The 14,799-nt window shown below is 71.2% G+C and carries 13 protein-coding genes and 1 pseudogene; 7 read left to right on the top strand and 7 right to left on the bottom strand.

Annotation, left to right across the window (positions count from 1 at the left end):
- Nucleotides 1-61: 61 nt before the first annotated feature.
- Entirely contained in the window at nt 62-460 is a 399-nt protein-coding gene (locus ABDW21_RS10165; RefSeq protein ID WP_343710413.1) for an STAS domain-containing protein, read from the top strand.
- Here ABDW21_RS10165 and ABDW21_RS10160 read toward each other — a convergent pair.
- Nucleotides 431-1,216, bottom strand: a complete 786-nt coding sequence (locus ABDW21_RS10160; RefSeq protein ID WP_343710408.1) for an RNA polymerase sigma factor SigF — start codon at nt 1,214-1,216, stop codon at nt 431-433. The two genes, ABDW21_RS10165 and ABDW21_RS10160, sit on opposite strands and share 30 nt — an antisense overlap.
- The gene (locus tag ABDW21_RS10155) at nt 1,213-1,644 is read right to left on the bottom strand and encodes an ATP-binding protein (protein WP_343710407.1); all 432 of its coding nucleotides are present in this window, start codon (nt 1,642-1,644) and stop codon (nt 1,213-1,215) included. Before ABDW21_RS10155 ends, ABDW21_RS10160 begins: the two co-directional genes overlap by 4 nt.
- A gap of 102 nt (nt 1,645-1,746) precedes the next feature.
- Between ABDW21_RS10155 and ABDW21_RS10150 the strand changes: the two genes are divergently transcribed.
- Both ABDW21_RS10150 and usfY read left to right on the top strand, forming a co-directional pair.
- Complete coding sequence (locus ABDW21_RS10150) at nt 1,747-2,127, top strand: hypothetical protein (RefSeq protein ID WP_343599815.1); 381 nt, start codon at nt 1,747-1,749, stop codon at nt 2,125-2,127.
- Nucleotides 2,128-2,226: 99 nt separating this feature from the next.
- Nucleotides 2,227-2,541, top strand: a complete 315-nt coding sequence (usfY, locus tag ABDW21_RS10145) for a protein UsfY (protein WP_343599817.1) — start codon at nt 2,227-2,229, stop codon at nt 2,539-2,541.
- Here usfY and ABDW21_RS10140 read toward each other — a convergent pair.
- From ABDW21_RS10140 to ABDW21_RS10130, 3 genes and pseudogenes are all read right to left on the bottom strand, one after another.
- A pseudogene (locus ABDW21_RS10140) lies at nt 2,495-2,668 on the bottom strand (hypothetical protein); the annotation flags it as partial. The gene usfY and the pseudogene ABDW21_RS10140 overlap by 47 nt on opposite strands.
- Before the next feature lie 67 nt (nt 2,669-2,735).
- Nucleotides 2,736-4,064, bottom strand: coding sequence for an L-lysine 6-transaminase (lat, locus tag ABDW21_RS10135; RefSeq protein WP_343710406.1), 1,329 nt, complete (start codon nt 4,062-4,064; stop codon nt 2,736-2,738).
- A 52-nt stretch (nt 4,065-4,116) separates the two neighbouring features.
- A complete protein-coding gene (locus ABDW21_RS10130; RefSeq protein ID WP_343599821.1) occupies nt 4,117-4,563 on the bottom strand; it encodes an Lrp/AsnC family transcriptional regulator in 447 nt (148 codons plus the stop codon).
- 30 nt (nt 4,564-4,593) lie between these two features.
- Here ABDW21_RS10130 and ABDW21_RS10125 point away from each other — a divergent pair, with 30 nt between their 5' ends.
- The 4 genes from ABDW21_RS10125 to nei2 all read left to right on the top strand — a co-directional run bounded on the left by ABDW21_RS10125 (nt 4,594) and on the right by nei2 (nt 12,627).
- On the top strand, nt 4,594-5,841 hold the full coding sequence (locus tag ABDW21_RS10125) for a DUF1338 family protein (RefSeq protein ID WP_343710405.1): 1,248 nt from the start codon (nt 4,594-4,596) through the stop codon (nt 5,839-5,841).
- A complete protein-coding gene (locus ABDW21_RS10120; RefSeq protein ID WP_343710404.1) occupies nt 5,838-7,364 on the top strand; it encodes an aldehyde dehydrogenase family protein in 1,527 nt (508 codons plus the stop codon). Before ABDW21_RS10125 ends, ABDW21_RS10120 begins: the two co-directional genes overlap by 4 nt.
- Before the next feature lie 77 nt (nt 7,365-7,441).
- On the top strand, nt 7,442-11,878 hold the full coding sequence (locus ABDW21_RS10115) for a DEAD/DEAH box helicase (protein ID WP_343710403.1): 4,437 nt from the start codon (nt 7,442-7,444) through the stop codon (nt 11,876-11,878).
- A complete protein-coding gene (gene nei2 / locus ABDW21_RS10110) occupies nt 11,878-12,627 on the top strand; it encodes an endonuclease VIII Nei2 (RefSeq protein WP_343599828.1) in 750 nt (249 codons plus the stop codon). The genes ABDW21_RS10115 and nei2 overlap by 1 nt, the downstream gene beginning before the upstream one ends.
- On the opposite strand, the gene ABDW21_RS10105 is transcribed toward nei2, so the two are convergent.
- Nucleotides 12,596-14,107, bottom strand: coding sequence for a YeeE/YedE thiosulfate transporter family protein (locus tag ABDW21_RS10105; protein WP_343710402.1), 1,512 nt, complete (start codon nt 14,105-14,107; stop codon nt 12,596-12,598). The two genes, nei2 and ABDW21_RS10105, sit on opposite strands and share 32 nt — an antisense overlap.
- A 156-nt stretch (nt 14,108-14,263) precedes the next feature.
- A partial coding sequence (locus tag ABDW21_RS10100) for a redoxin domain-containing protein (RefSeq protein WP_343710401.1) occupies nt 14,264-14,799 on the bottom strand: 536 nt, incomplete at its 5' end.

The following is a 14,799-nucleotide window of genomic DNA, read 5'->3' as shown; positions in this document are numbered from 1 at the left end:
CCAAGAAGCTCACGTCCAAGAAGCTCACTCCGCCGGCTCGTTCGGCGGACCCGATGCCGCGGTGGAGGCGCCGCCGCCGGAAAACCACGGCGCCCGTTTCACCACCCGTTCGGGACCGCCGGCGGCTGTCGTCGCCGTCGACGGCGACATCGACGCCGCCAACGCCGGTCGCTTCGCTGATCACGTCCAGCGCTGCGCCGCCGGTTGCGGGTGCCTCATCGTCGACCTTCGCGGCGTGGAATTCTTTGGCACCGAGGGCTTTTCGGTGCTGCACGGAATCAACGTCCGATGCGCCGAGGCCGGTGTGCGCTGGGCCGTGGTGCCCAGCGCCGCGGTGCGCCGGCTGCTGAGCATCTGCGACCCCGACGAGATGCTGCCGACGGCGCCGACGGTGACCGCCGCGCTGACCGACGACCGGCGTCCGCAACGCCTATCCGAGTTGGTCCCGCAGGTAGGCTAGCGACTTCGCCAGCAGGCGCGACACGTGCATCTGCGAGATGCCCACCCGCTCGGCGATCTGCGTCTGGGTCATCGACTCGAAGAACCTCAGCACCAACACCATTCGCTCCCGCTCGGGCAACGCGGCCAGCAGCGGACGCAGCGCCTCCCGATCCTCGATGCGCTCCAGCCCGGCGTCGATGTCGCCGAGCGTGTCGGCGATGGCGCGCGTCTCGTCGTCGGCGCTGCCGCCGCCGTCGATAGACAGCGTGTTGTAGGAACTACCCGCGACCAGCCCCTCGACCACCTCGTCGCGGTCCATGCCGAGTTCGGCGGCCAGTTCTGAGGCGGTCGGCGCCCGCCCCAGCCGTTGGGAGAGGTCGGCCGTGGCAGCGCCCAGCTGCAGATGCAGCTCCTTGAGCCGCCGCGGAACCTTCACCGACCAGCTGTTGTCGCGGAAATGGCGGCGGACCTCCCCCATGATGGTGGGCACCGCGAAAGAGACGAAGTCCGACCCGGCGTCGACGTCGAACCGCGCCACCGCGTTGACCAGTCCGACGCGCGCCACCTGGACCAGGTCGTCGCGCGCCTCGCCGCGATTCTCGAACCGCCGGGCGATGTGGTCGGCCAGCGGCAGGCACCGTTCCACGATCTTGTCGCGGTGGCGGTGGAAGTCCGGCGAGTCCGCCGCGATCCCGGCCAACTCGCGGAACATGTCCAGGACGTCGGCGTATTCGCCGGTCCCTGACCCCGAACCGCCGGCGGCTCGCGGTGTCACCTGGCGAGGCCCGCTCGTCGGGTCGCCAACGTGATCCCGAAAATGGGCTCATCCGGTCGCCCGCCCTCGTGGAAGGTTCGGACGTCGTCGGCCAGCGACGTCAGCACGTGCCAGCTGAAGCTGCCGGGCGTCATCACGTCGGCGGTCGTGCAGGCCGCTGACGCCTCGACCACCAGCGCGTCGTCGCCCGGATCGACGACCACCACCAGCGTCGCGCCCGGCGCGGCCGACCGGATCAACCGGGTGCACACCTCGTCGACCGCCAGCCGCAGATCGGCGACGGCGTCGACATCGAGGTCCTCGAAGGTCCCGACCGCGCCGACCAGGGTGCGCAGCACCGCCAGGTTCTCCAGCCGCGCGGCAATCCGCAGCTCGACGGCGCGGTCACCTCTGCGCCGGCTTGTACCTGCCTCGTCGGCGACGTTCATGCGGCCTCCCGTGATCCGACAACGACAGTAACCCACCTGTTCCCCGCTGATTGTCGAGTTATTCACGTCCCGAACGGGTCCGGCACCGTACGCTCGTTTGCTGTGAGACGAATTCTGCTGCGCGACTCCGTGCTGATGGTGTCCTGGGCGATCGGACTGCTGGTGGCGGCACAGGTCGTTCCCCATATGACGGTGTCGAGGTCGGCGTTCATCACCGGCGTCCTGCTGTTTTCGGTGCCGCAGGTGCTGCTGTCGACGGTGATCCTGAGGCTGCCGCACGGATGGGTGTCGCTGCTGCGCGGGGGCGCGGGCCTGGTGTTGACCATCGTCTCGCTCACCCTCACCGCGGCCTGGACGCACGGGCTGTGCATCCGCGGCGGCACGTCCTGGGTGGCCGCCACCGTCGTGGTGTGGCTGGTGACGACGCTGGGTGCGATTTCGCTGCCCGACGTCCTCGCCCGGGGTGAATTGGGCCCGAGCTGACCGCACGGAGATCGGCTGCGCTTTGCCTCACGCCGGGCGCGGCAATTCGCTAGCATCGCGATATTCCGGCCGCAGAGGAAAGGGAGGCGAAGGCAGACAATGGGCGACACACATCACGACCCGACGGATCGCCATCGCACAACTCAGCCGCACGCCGGTATCACGATGAAAGACAACTTCTTGTGGCCGGGGTTCATCCTGTTCGTCGTCGCGCTGGCCGGAATGATCAGCACCGCCGCCGCGGCCGCCTACCACCATTACGAGTGGCTCGAGACGACCGTGCTCATCGCGGTGCTCGCAACGGTCGCCGGCGCGCTGTGGTTCGTTGTGGAGCTTCGCCGGGTGGCCCACATCGACGCGCAGCTCGTCAACCGCCCCACACCGGGCCGGCGATCGCCGGCAGACCGAGGGTGAGCGTCACCGTCATCAACGTCAGCAGGAACCATCCCGCGCCCTGCCACTCCCACCAGGTGCCGTTGCCCCGCCAGACCTGGTAGGTGCGAACGAAAGCCCAGACCCCCGCGGCCAGCAGGATCAGCGGCGCGCACCTCGCTGTCGTCCTGTCCCAGGCGGTCGCCGGGCTGACGTGGCTCGGGCATGGTCGCGGCTTACCCCGGTTCGTCGAGCACGTCCCGCACAGCGGTGATCGCCTCGTCGATCTCGGCGCGCGTGACGGTCAGTGCCGGGCGGAAACGCACGCTGTCGACGCCGCTGGGCAACACGATCAGGCGGCGCTGCCACAACCGGCCGATCAGCCGGTCGCGGTCGGCCGTGCTCGGCAGGCTGAACGCGCACATCAGGCCGCGTCCCCGCACGTCACGCACCGCCGGGCAATCCGCGGCGAGTTCAGCGAGCCGGTCCGTCAGGTAGCGGCCCTGCGCGGCCGCGTTGGCGAACAGCGCGTCGGACTCGATGACCTCCAGGATGCGCCGGGCGCGAACCATGTCGGTGAGGTTGCCGCCCCACGTCGAGTTGAGCCGCGACGGCACGGCGAACACGTTGTCGGCGACCTCGTCGACGCGGCGTCCGGCCATCACCCCGCACACCTGGGTCTTCTTGCCGAACGCCACCACGTCGGGCGTGACGCCGAATTGCTGATAGGCCCAGGCGGTTCCGGTCAGACCGCAGCCGGTCTGCACCTCGTCGAAGATCAGCAGCGCGTCGTGCTCGTCGCACAGCTCCCGCATCGCGACGAAGAACTCGGGCCGGAAGTGGCGGTCACCCCCCTCGCCCTGGATGGGCTCGGCGATGAAGCAGGCGACGTCGTGCGGGTGAGCGTCGAATGCCGCACGGGCCTGGCGCAGCGACTCGGCTTCGGCCGCGCCGGCGTCGACACCGGCGCGCAGCACCGGCGCGTCGATCCGCGGCCAGTCGAACAGCGGAAACCGTTCCACGGCAAGTGGATTGGTGTTGGTCAGCGATAGTGTGTAGCCGCTGCGCCCATGGAACGCCCCGCGCAGATGCAACACCCGGGTGCCCAGCGCGGGATCGATACCGCGGGACTCGTTGTGCCGGCTCTTCCAGTCGAAGGCGACCTTGAGCGCGTTCTCGACGGCCAGCGCGCCGCCCTCGACGAAGAACAGATGCGGCAGCGCCGAGTCGCCCAGCACGCGCACGAAGGTCTCGACGAAGCGGGCCATCGGCACCGAATACACATCGGAGTTGCTGGGTTTGTTCACCGCGGCCGCCGCGAGTTCGGCGCGGAATTCCTCGTCGTAGGCCAGCGCAGGGTGGTTCATTCCCAGCGCCGAGGAGGCGACGAAGGTGAACATGTCCAGATAGCGCCGCCCGTCGCGGGCGTCGACCAGATACGAACCGGCCGAGCGTTCCAGGTCGAGCACCAGATCCAGGCCGTCGACCAGGATGCTGCGCGTCAGCGCCTCGCGCACCCGGCCGGGTTCGAGCTGCGGTGCGTTGGGCGCCCAGACGCTGGTCATAATCCGAGGTTAGCAGATATTCTTACTGTATTTCATCAATTGCGTGGTGGCATTACGGTATTGACTGCCGCAGACTGTAAAATGTCCGTAAAACGATGGTGCTACGTGTCTGCACATTCGCCGTCGTCCGGATCTGCAGCAGCAGGTCTTCCAGCGCCCGGGCGGACTCGACGCGCACCTGCAGGATGTAGCTATCCTCGCCGGCCACCGAGTGGCACGACTCAATCGCCTCGATGTGTTCCAGCCGGGCCGGCGCATCATCGGGCTGGGAAGGATCGAGAGGGGTGATGGCCACGAACGCCGAAAGCCCGGTGCCGAGCGCGTCTTGGTTGACCCGCGCCGCGAACCCGGTCACCACGCCCCGCGTCTGCAACCGGCGCACCCGCGCCTGCACCGCAGAGACCGACAGGCCGGTGGCGGCGGCCAGCTCCGACAGCGTCGCGCGGCCGTCGGCGACGAGCCGCCGCAGCAGGGTTCGGTCGATGTCGTCGAGAGTCATTGCCGCAGACTATCGCAACGGCGCGGCGCGATGAGCCGGGCGAAAAGGCTGCAGATCTGGCAACTGCGGGCCCGGTTCGCCGCCGGACTGTCCGCCATGTACGCCAGCGAGGTTCCGGCCTACTCGACGCTGGTGGGTGTGAGCACGCAGGTCAACCGCGACTACGCCGACCGGCATCCCGGCGCCGAACGCCTGGGCTCGCTGCAACGGGTCACCGCCGAGCGGCACGGCGCGATCCGGGTCGGCAGCCCCGCCGAACTGGCCGATGTCGCCGACCTGTTCGCCGCTTTCGGCATGGCCCCGGTCGGCTACTACGACCTGCGCGACGCCGCCTCCCCGATTCCGGTGGTGTCCACCGCGTTTCGACCGGTCGACGCCGGCGAACTGGCGCGCAACCCGTTTCGGGTGTTCACCTCGGTGCTGGCCACCAACGACGCCCGGTTCTTCGACGCCGGCCTGCGGGGTCGGATCGAGCGGTTCGTGGCGCGCCGTCGGCTGTTCGACCCCGCGTTGATCGCCCACGCCCGGGTGATCGCCGCCGACCGCGGCTGCGACGCCGACGACGCCGACGAGTTCGTGGCGCGAGCGGTTGCGGCGTTCGCTTTGTCGACCGAACCGGTCGACAAATCCTGGTACGACGAACTGTCCCGGGTCTCGGCGGTGGCCGCCGACATCGCCGGGATCGCCTCCACCCACATCAACCACCTCACCCCGCGGGTGCTCGACATCGACGAGCTATACCGCCGGATGACCGCGCGCGGCATCGCCATGATCGACACGATCCAGGGGCCGCCGCGCCTCGACGGCCCCGCCGTGTTGTTGCGGCAGACGTCGTTTCGCGCTCTCGCCGAACCACGCCGGTTCCGGCTGGCCGACGCGACGATCGCCGCCGCGACGCTGCGGGTGCGCTTCGGCGAGGTCGAGGCGCGCGGCGTGGCGCTGACACCGGCCGGCCGGCGACGCTACGACGCCGCGATGGCCGCCGCCGACCCGGCCGCGGCGTGGGACCGGTTCTTCCCGGCGACCGACGCCGAGATGGCGGCGACCGGCCTGGCCTACTACCGCGGCGGTGATCCGTTTAAACCCATTGTCTACGAGGACTTTCTGCCCGCCTCGGCGGCCGGGATCTTCCGCTCCAACCTCGACCGCGACGCGCAGGTGGGGCAGGCCGGCGACGAGTCCGGTTACGACGCAGACTGGATGGCCGGGGCGATCGGCCGTGCCATCCACGACCCCGACACACTCTACGAAGCCCTGGCACAGGAGGAATCCGCATGACCCTGCCCACCGCCGACGAGGTGCGCGCCCGGGTGCACGGCGCGTTCGACGCGATCGGCGCGTCCGCGACAGCTGCTGCCGTGCTCGGCGAGCCCGGCGGGCCCGGCCTGCCCGCGAGCACACCGGTCACCGGCGACGTGCTGTTCAGCGTCGCGCAGACCGACGACGTCGATGCAGCGGTCGCCGCTGCCGCAGAAGCGTTTTCGACGTGGCGGTACACGCCCGCACCGGCCCGCGGCGCGCTGCTGGCCCGGCTGGGCCAGCTGCTCGCCGAGCACCGGGACCAACTGGCCGCCCTGGTCACCGTGGAGACCGGCAAGATCGGCTCCGAGGCCGCCGGCGAAGTGCAGGAGATGATCGACGTCTGCCAATTCGCCGTCGGCCTGTCGCGGCAGCTCTACGGCCGCACCATCGCCTCCGAGCGGCCGGGGCACCGGCTGCTGGAAACCTGGCATCCGCTCGGCGTGGTGGGGGTGATCAGCGCGTTCAACTTCCCGGTCGCGGTGTGGGCGTGGAACACCGCGGTGGCACTGGTGTGCGGCGACACCGTGGTGTGGAAGCCCTCGGAGCTGACACCGTTGACGGCGCTGGCCTGCCAGGCGCTGACGCAACGGGCGGCCGGTGACGTCGGTGCGCCGCAGGCCGTGTGCGGGCTGGCGCTGGGCGACCGCGCGGCGGGCGCGGCGCTGGCCGACGACGCGCGGGTGGCGCTGGTCTCGGCGACCGGCTCGGTGCGCATGGGCCGAGAGGTCGGCCCGCGGGTGGCGCAGCGGTTCGGGCGGGCGCTGCTGGAGCTCGGCGGCAACAACGCCGCCGTCGTCACCGCGTCGGCGGACCTGGATCTGGCGGTGCGTGCCGTCGTCTTCGCCGCCGCCGGCACCGCGGGGCAGCGCTGCACCACGCTGCGCCGGCTGATCGTGCACCGGTCGGTGACCGACGAGGTGGTGGCCCGTGTCGCCGCCGCCTACCGGACGCTGCCCGTCGGCGACCCCTGGGCAGCCGGAACACTGGTCGGACCGCTGATCCACGAGGCCGCCTACCGAACCATGGTGGGCGCGCTGGAGCAGGCGAGCGCCGACGGCGGCACCGTGATCGGCGGTGAGCGCCGCACGCTGGGGCGTCCCGGCGCCTACTACGTGACGCCGGCGCTGGTGCCGATGCCGTCGCAAACACCCATCGTGGCGACCGAGACGTTCGCGCCGATCCTCTACGTGCTGACCTACGACGACCTCGACCATGCGATCGAGCTCAACAACGCTGTACCGCAGGGGCTTTCATCGGCAATCTTCACCACCGACATCCGGGAGGCCGAGCGTTTCATCGACCGCTCCGACTGCGGCATCACCAATGTCAACGCCGCTACCTCGGGCGCGGAGATCGGCGGCGCGTTCGGCGGCGAGAAACAGACCGGCGGCGGCCGCGAGTCCGGCTCGGATGCGTGGAAGTCGTACATGCGCCGGGCCACCAATACCGTCAACTACTCCGATGCGCTGCCGCTGGCCCAGGGTGTGCAGTTCGGCTGAGGCCGCGGGTGTCACAGGCCGGGCCGTCTGCCGCTGCCCGGCGGTCGGCATGATGGCGCGGTCGGCATGATGGCACTGTGAGCACCGCGCGTCGCGATCCGCTGGCCCGGTTCGGTGCGCTCACCCGGGACTGGTTCACCGGCACGTTCGCCGCGCCGACCCCGGCCCAGGCCGGGGCCTGGTCGGCGATCGCCGACGGCGCGCACACGCTGGTCGTGGCACCGACCGGGTCGGGCAAGACGCTGGCCGCGTTCCTGTGGGCCATCGACCGGCTGGCCGGCTCGGCGGGCGCTCCGCACGCCGGCACCCGGGTTCTGTACGTGTCCCCGCTCAAGGCGCTGGCCGTCGACGTCGAACGCAATCTGCGCGCGCCGCTGGCCGGGATACGCCGCGTCGCCGAGCAGCGCGGTCTGCCCGCGCCGGACATCACCGTGGGCGTGCGCTCCGGCGACACCCCGGCGGCGCGTCGGCGCCAGCTCGTCGCCGCGCCGCCGGACGTGCTGATCACCACCCCCGAGTCGCTGTTTTTGATGCTGACCTCCGCCGCGCGCGATGCCCTGACACAGGTGCAGACCGTCATCGTCGACGAGGTGCACGCCGTCGCCGCCACCAAGCGCGGCGCGCACCTGGCGCTGTCACTGGAGCGACTCGACGACCTGCTGGCGCGGCCCGCGCAGCGGATCGGGCTGTCGGCGACCGTGCGCCCGCCCGAGGAGGTGGCGCGGTTCCTGTGCGGGCCGTCCCCGGCCCGGGTGGTGGCGCCGGCTTCGGACAAGACGTTCGAGCTGTCGGTGCAGGTGCCGGTGCCCGACATGACGAATCCGGCCGACCAGACCATCTGGCCCGACGTCGAGAAGCGCATCGCCGACCTGATCGAGACGCACCGCTCGACGATCGTGTTCGCCAATTCGCGACGGCTGGCCGAACGGCTCACCGCGCGGCTCAACGAGATTCACGCCGAGCGGGTCGACCCCGACCTGGCGGGGCCGGTGCTGGCCAGGGCGCATCACGGGTCGGTCAGCAGGGAGCAGCGCGCCGCGGTCGAAGACGACCTCAAGGCCGGGCGGCTCAAAGCGGTGGTGGCCACCTCCAGCCTCGAGCTGGGCATCGACATGGGCGCCGTCGACATGGTGATCCAGGTGGCGGCGCCGCCGTCGGTGGCCAGCGGGGTGCAGCGCATCGGGCGGGCCGGGCATCACGTCGGCGAGGTCTCCCGGGGCGTGCTGATACCCAGGCACCGCACCGAGCTGATCGGCTGCGCGGTCACCGTGCAGCGGATGCTCGCCGGCCGCATCGAGACGCTGCGGGTGCCCGCCAACCCACTCGATGTATTGGCGCAGCACACCGTCGCCGCCGCCGCGCTGGATCCGCTGGACGCCGAGGAATGGTTTCACACCGTGCGGCGGGCGGCGCCGTTCGCGACGCTGCCGCGCAGCGCATTCGAGGCGGTGCTGGACCTGCTGTCCGGCAAGTACCCGTCGACGGAGTTCGCCGAGCTGCGGCCTCGGCTGGTCTACGACCGCGACGCCGGCACCCTGACGGCGCGGCCCGGCGCGCAGCGGCTGGCGGTCACCTCCGGCGGCGCGATCCCCGACCGCGGCTTGTTCAGCGTCTGGCTGGTAGGCGAAAAGCCCTCCCGGGTAGGCGAACTCGACGAGGAGATGGTCTACGAGTCGCGGCCCGGCGACGTCATCGCGTTGGGCGCGACCAGCTGGCGGATCACCGAGATCACCCACGACCGGGTGCTGGTGGTGCCGGCGCCGGGCCAGCCCGCCCGGCTGCCGTTCTGGCACGGCGACAGCGACGGGCGTCCCGCCGAGCTGGGCGCCGCGGTCGGGGCGTTCACCGGCATACTGGCCGGGCTGGACCGCGGCAGCTTCGACACGCGTTGCGCGGATTCGGGTTTCGACGACTACGCGACGCAGAACCTGTGGCGTCTGGTCGAGGACCAACGCGCCGCGACCGGGGTGCTGCCCACCGACTGCACGCTGCTGGTGGAGCGGTTCCGCGACGAGCTCGGCGACTGGCGGGTGGTGCTGCACTCGCCCTATGGGCTGCGGGTGCACGGCCCGCTGGCGCTGGCGGTGGGCCGGCGGGTACGGCAGCGCTACGGCATCGACGAGAAACCCACCGCTTTCGACGACGGCATCGTGGTGCGGCTGCCCGACGCTCTGTCGGATTCAGGGGCCGGCGACGCGCCGCCGGGCGCCGAGCTGTTCGTGTTCGACGCCGACGAGGTCGACCCGATCGTCACCGCCGAGATCGGCGGCTCGGCGCTGTTCGCGTCACGGTTCCGGGAATGCGCGGCCCGCGCGCTGCTGCTGCCGCGCCGCAACCCCGGCCGCCGCACCCCGCTGTGGCAGCAGCGCCAGCGCGCCGCCCAGCTGCTCGACGTGGCCCGCCGCTACCCCGACTTCCCGGTCGTGCTGGAGACGGTCCGCGAATGCCTGCAGGACGTCTACGACGTGCCGGCGCTGGCCGACCTCATGGCGCGGATCGCCCAGCGCCGGGTGCGGCTGGTGGAGGTGCAGACGGCGGTGCCGTCGCCGTTCGCGGCGTCGCTGCTGTTCGGCTACGTCGGGGCGTTCATGTACGAGGGCGACAGCCCGCTGGCCGAGCGCCGCGCCGCGGCGCTGTCGCTGGACGCCACCCTGCTCGCCGAGCTGCTGGGCCGGGTCGAGCTGCGGGAGCTGCTCGACCCCGACGTCGTCGCCGCCACCGCCGCGCAGCTGCAGCACCTGACGCCCGAGCGGCGGGCCCGCGACGCGGAGGCGGTCGCCGACTTGCTGCGGCTGCTGGGGCCGCTCACCACCGAGGAGGTGGCCGCCCGGTCGGCGGCCACCGACGTCAGCGGCTGGCTGGAGGGGTTGCTGGCGGCCCGACGCGCGCTCGTGGTGTCGTTCGCCGGGCGCAGCTGGTGGGTGGCGGTCGAGGACGTCGGCCGGCTGCGCGACGGCGTCGGGGTGGCCGTCCCGGTCGGGGTGCCGGCCAGCTTCACCGGCGCCGTCGCCGACCCGCTGGGTGAGCTGCTCGGCCGCTACGCCCGCACCCACGGGCCGTTCACCACCGCCGACGCGGCGGCCCGGTTCGGCCTGGGACAGCGGGTGGCCGCCGACGTGTTGGGCCGGCTGGTCGTCGACCACCGGCTGGTGCGCGGCGAGTTCAGCGCCGCCGACCAGTGGTGCGACGCCGCGGTGCTGCGGATTCTGCGTCGCCGCTCCCTGGCTGCGCTGCGGGCGCAGATCGAACCGGTCAGCGCCGCCGCCTACGCGCGGTTCCTGCCGGCCTGGCAGCAGGTCGGCTCCACCGCCAACACCGGCCCGGACGGGCTGATCGCCGTCATCGAGCAGCTCGCCGGTGTCGCGATGCCCGCGTCGGCGCTCGAGCCGCTGGTGCTCGCGCCACGAGTGGTCGACTACTCCCCCGCGATGCTCGACGAGCTGCTGGCCGCCGGGGAGGTCATCTGGTCGGGTGCCGGGTCGATCTCGGGCAGCGACGGCTGGATCGCGTTACACGTCGCTGAGACGGCGCCGCTGACGCTGTCCGCCGGTGCCCAGATCGAGTTCGGCGACGCCCACCGGGCGGTGCTGGGCGCGCTTGCCGGCGGCGGGGCGTTCTTCTTCCGCCAGCTCGCCGGCGCCGGTCTCGGTGAGCGTGAGCTGAAGGTCGCGCTGTGGGACCTGGTGTGGGCCGGCCGGGTGACCGGCGACACGTTCGCGCCGGTGCGCGCGATGCTGCACGGCGGCCGCGCGGCGCCGGCACACCGGCAGCGCCGGCGCCGGCCCCCGAGGCTGAGTCGCTACAGCGTCGCGCACGCGGCAACCAGAGCCCCCGACCCGACGGTGGCCGGCCGGTGGTCGGCGCTGCCCGGCCCCGAACCCGAGGGCACCCTGCGCGCACACTGTTACGCCGAGCTGCTGCTGAACCGCCACGGCGTGGTGACCAGAGGCGCGGTGGCCGCGGAGGGCGTACCGGGTGGGTTCGCCGCCGTCTACAAGGTGCTGACCGCCCTGGAGGACGCCGGCCGCTGCCAGCGCGGCTACTTCGTCGAGTCGTTGGGGGGCGCCCAGTTCGCGGCCACGGCCAGCGTCGACCGGCTGCGCGGCTACCTCGACGGTGTCGACCCGGAGCGCCCGGACTATCACGCCGTGGTGCTGGCCGCCGCCGATCCCGCCAACCCCTACGGCGCGGCGCTGCCCTGGCCCACGCTCGGTGACGGGCCGGCTCATCGGCCCGGCCGCAAGGCCGGTGCGCTGGTGGTGCTGGTCGACGGGGCGCTGGCCTGGTTCGTGGAACGCGGCGGGCGCTCGCTGCTGACCTTCACCGACGATCCGGCGGCCCTGCGCGCGGCCGCGGCCGCGCTGGCCGATCTGGTGTCCGGCGGGCAGGTGGCGACGATCGTGGTCGAACGCGTCGACGGCGCCGGCGTGTTGGAGATCGGCCAGTCCCCGGTCCTGGACGCGTTGCGCGACGCCGGCTTCACCCGGACACCGCGCGGGCTGCGGCTGCGGTAATGCCCGAAGGCGACACCGTTTTTCGCACCGCCGCCACACTGCGGCAGGCGTTGGCCGGACGCACGCTGACCCGCTGCGACATCCGGGTGCCGCGCTTCGCCACCGTCGACCTCACCGGGCACGCCGTCGAGGAGGTGCTCAGCCGGGGCAAGCACCTGTTCATCCGGGCCGGCCCGGCGAGCATCCATTCCCATCTGAAGATGGACGGCAGCTGGCGGGTGGGCACCCGGCGGGCGGATCACCGGGTGCGAATCATTCTGGAAGCCGGCGAGATTCGCGCCGCCGGGATCGATCTGGGCGTGTTGGAGATCCTCGACCGCGACCGCGACACCGAGGCCGTCGCGCATCTGGGGCCCGATCTGCTGGGCGCCGATTGGGACCCGCACGTCGCCGCCGTCAACCTGACCGCCGACCCGGACCGGCCCCTGGCCGAGGCACTGCTGGACCAGAAGGTGATGGCCGGGATCGGCAACGTGTACGCCAACGAACTGTGCTTTATCGCCGGACGTCTGCCCGCCGCGCCCGTCGGCTCGATCGCCGACCCGGACCGCCTGGTAGCGCGGGCACGAGAGATGCTGTGGATCAACCGATTACGCTGGAACCGCTGCACCACCGGAGACACCCGGCCGGGCCGGCAACTCTGGGTGTACGGGCGTGGCGGGCTGGCGTGCCGTCGCTGCGGCACCGCTGTTGCCTGCGACGGCAGCGGTGACCGGGTTACCTACTGGTGCCCGTCCTGCCAGCGCTGAACGCCGGAGTCCGTAGCTTCCGGGCGGGGCGGCCGCGCACTGACAAGGTGATCCCGATCAGCAGCAGCAGCGGGATTGCCGCGGGAACGCCCACGTCGACGAGTGTCGGAGACCCGCGGGTGGCAGCGTGTGTCAGCACCGCCCCCGCTGCGACCATGAGAACAAAGCATCCCAGCACGATCCCCGCCAGGGCCGCACCGCGCGCCGCCGACCCGCCACCGCGGTGGCCTGTCCGGGCAGTCGGCGGTCGTTCCGACGCCGGGCCGGCCGACCCGTCCGGCCTGGTGAGCCAGCTGGCGTCCCGATACAGCAGCCGCGCCGTCACGAACAGCGCAGTCACCGTCGCCACGGTGAACAGCCAGGCGCTGAGCGACAATTGGATTCCGCCGCTGAGGATGTGGCCGCTGGTGCAGCCGTCAGCCATCCGGGCGCCGAAGAGCACGAGAAACGACCCCCCGAAGCAGCCCACCGCGCGTTTGGTCGAGCTGTGCCCGAACTGGTTGCGCCACGACGGCGGCACCACCGGACGAAAGGCCGTGAAATGACGGCTGATGAACAGCGCGGAGATCAGCCCGCCGAACAGCACCCCGACGTCGGTGTATGGCTCCCAGCCGATGGTGGTGAAAACCTTTGCACTGTAGGCAAAATGCGCCAGGAACACCTGCCCGACCAGCCACGAGTACGTCGTCGACTGACCGAAGATCTGGTGCAGGAAAATCGCCAGCACCACCAGCAGGGCCACCGCGAACCCGACCGACGCGATGGTGCGAGCGTAGAAGCTCACGGCCGGCACCTCGCGGGAGGTTAGTTGCTGATACCAGCTGGGCCGGTGTGAGCAGGTCGGGTCGACCGCGCCCTCGCGCAGATACTCCGCGGTGTCGCGCATGAACGCCTGGTCGTGCTCGTCGACGGGGCACGTCGCCAGGTGCCGCAAACAACTGTGTCTGCCGCCTTTGTAGCGGGGCAGGAAGTACAGCAGGGTAAGCGCCACCGCCGCGTAGTCGACGGCGGCGACGAACGTCGGCAAAGGCCGGATGTCCGCGATGTTGCCGGTGAGCACCAGATCCCCGTAGTTCGCCGCGGTGACAAGCCAGCGCCCGGCCGGCGTCTGGTAGACAACGGTCCACACCGCCGCTCCGAGCAGACCGCCGGGAATCGCGTAGAGGACGTCGCGGCGGCCCTCGCCCAGGGCGATCCATTCGCTCCCGGGGAAGTAGCCACTGATGGCCACACCCACCCCGAACAGCAGTCCACCCAGCGTCACCCCGACCAGGTACAGCGGCTTGGGCGAGAAGTGCATCGACAGCCCCAGCGCATACAGTCCGTAGAGGAAGACCGCGCCGACCGCCGTGACGAACGCGAAACATCCGATCAGCAGCCGGTCGACGAGCCTGGCCAGCCGGATGACGGTCTCGGGGTTGCCGATCCCCCACAGTGCGGCGGGCACGCCGAACGCTGTGCCGATCAAAACTCTACCCACAACGGAGCGGTTACGGCCACCATGGTGTGGTCGAGTGTAGGCCGGCTGCTCTCGCTCGCACCGCTTCTGCGGCCTTGTAGTCACCGCACGCGGCAGCCGGAACCGGTGTCGCGTGCGGGCGGTGAACCGCACGAACGTCTCCCATTACGGCGTGGATCAAGCGGTCGCCGGCGTCGGCGTCAGGGTCGCCGCGTCGCCTGCGGGTTGCCGGATGGCGGACTCGACCTCGTCGGCGGAGATCTGTTTGGTGCAGAAGAACCAGTCTTGGCACTCGACACCGTCGGCGCGGTCTTGCATTCGCTCTTTGGCGCTGCCGCACGAGCCCGCGGTAGGCACGATCACCGGGTCGCCGGGGCGCCAGTCCGCCGGCGTCGCGACGTCGAAGTGATCGGCGGTTTGCAAGGCCTTGACGACGCGCAGCAGCTCGTCGAAGTTGCGGCCCAGGCTCAGCGGATAGTAGATGATCGCTCGGATCACGCCCTTGGGGTCGATGACGAAGACCGCGCGCACCGCCTTGGTCGAATCCTCGCCCGGCATGATCATCCCGTACTTCTGCGCGATCTGCATCGTGACGTCCTCGATGAGCGGGAACATGATCTCGGTGTCGTGGATGCCGCGGAAGGCGATCTTGTCCTTGATGGTCCGCAACCAGGCGATGTGGCTGTAGAGCCCGTCGACGGACAATCCCAGCA

The sequence above is a fragment of the Mycobacterium sp. genome (assembly GCF_039583805.1).
Lineage (GTDB): Bacteria > Actinomycetota > Actinomycetes > Mycobacteriales > Mycobacteriaceae > Mycobacterium.
The sequence above is the reverse complement of the archived record's forward strand: the minus strand, read 5'-3'. Positions and strand labels throughout refer to the sequence as shown.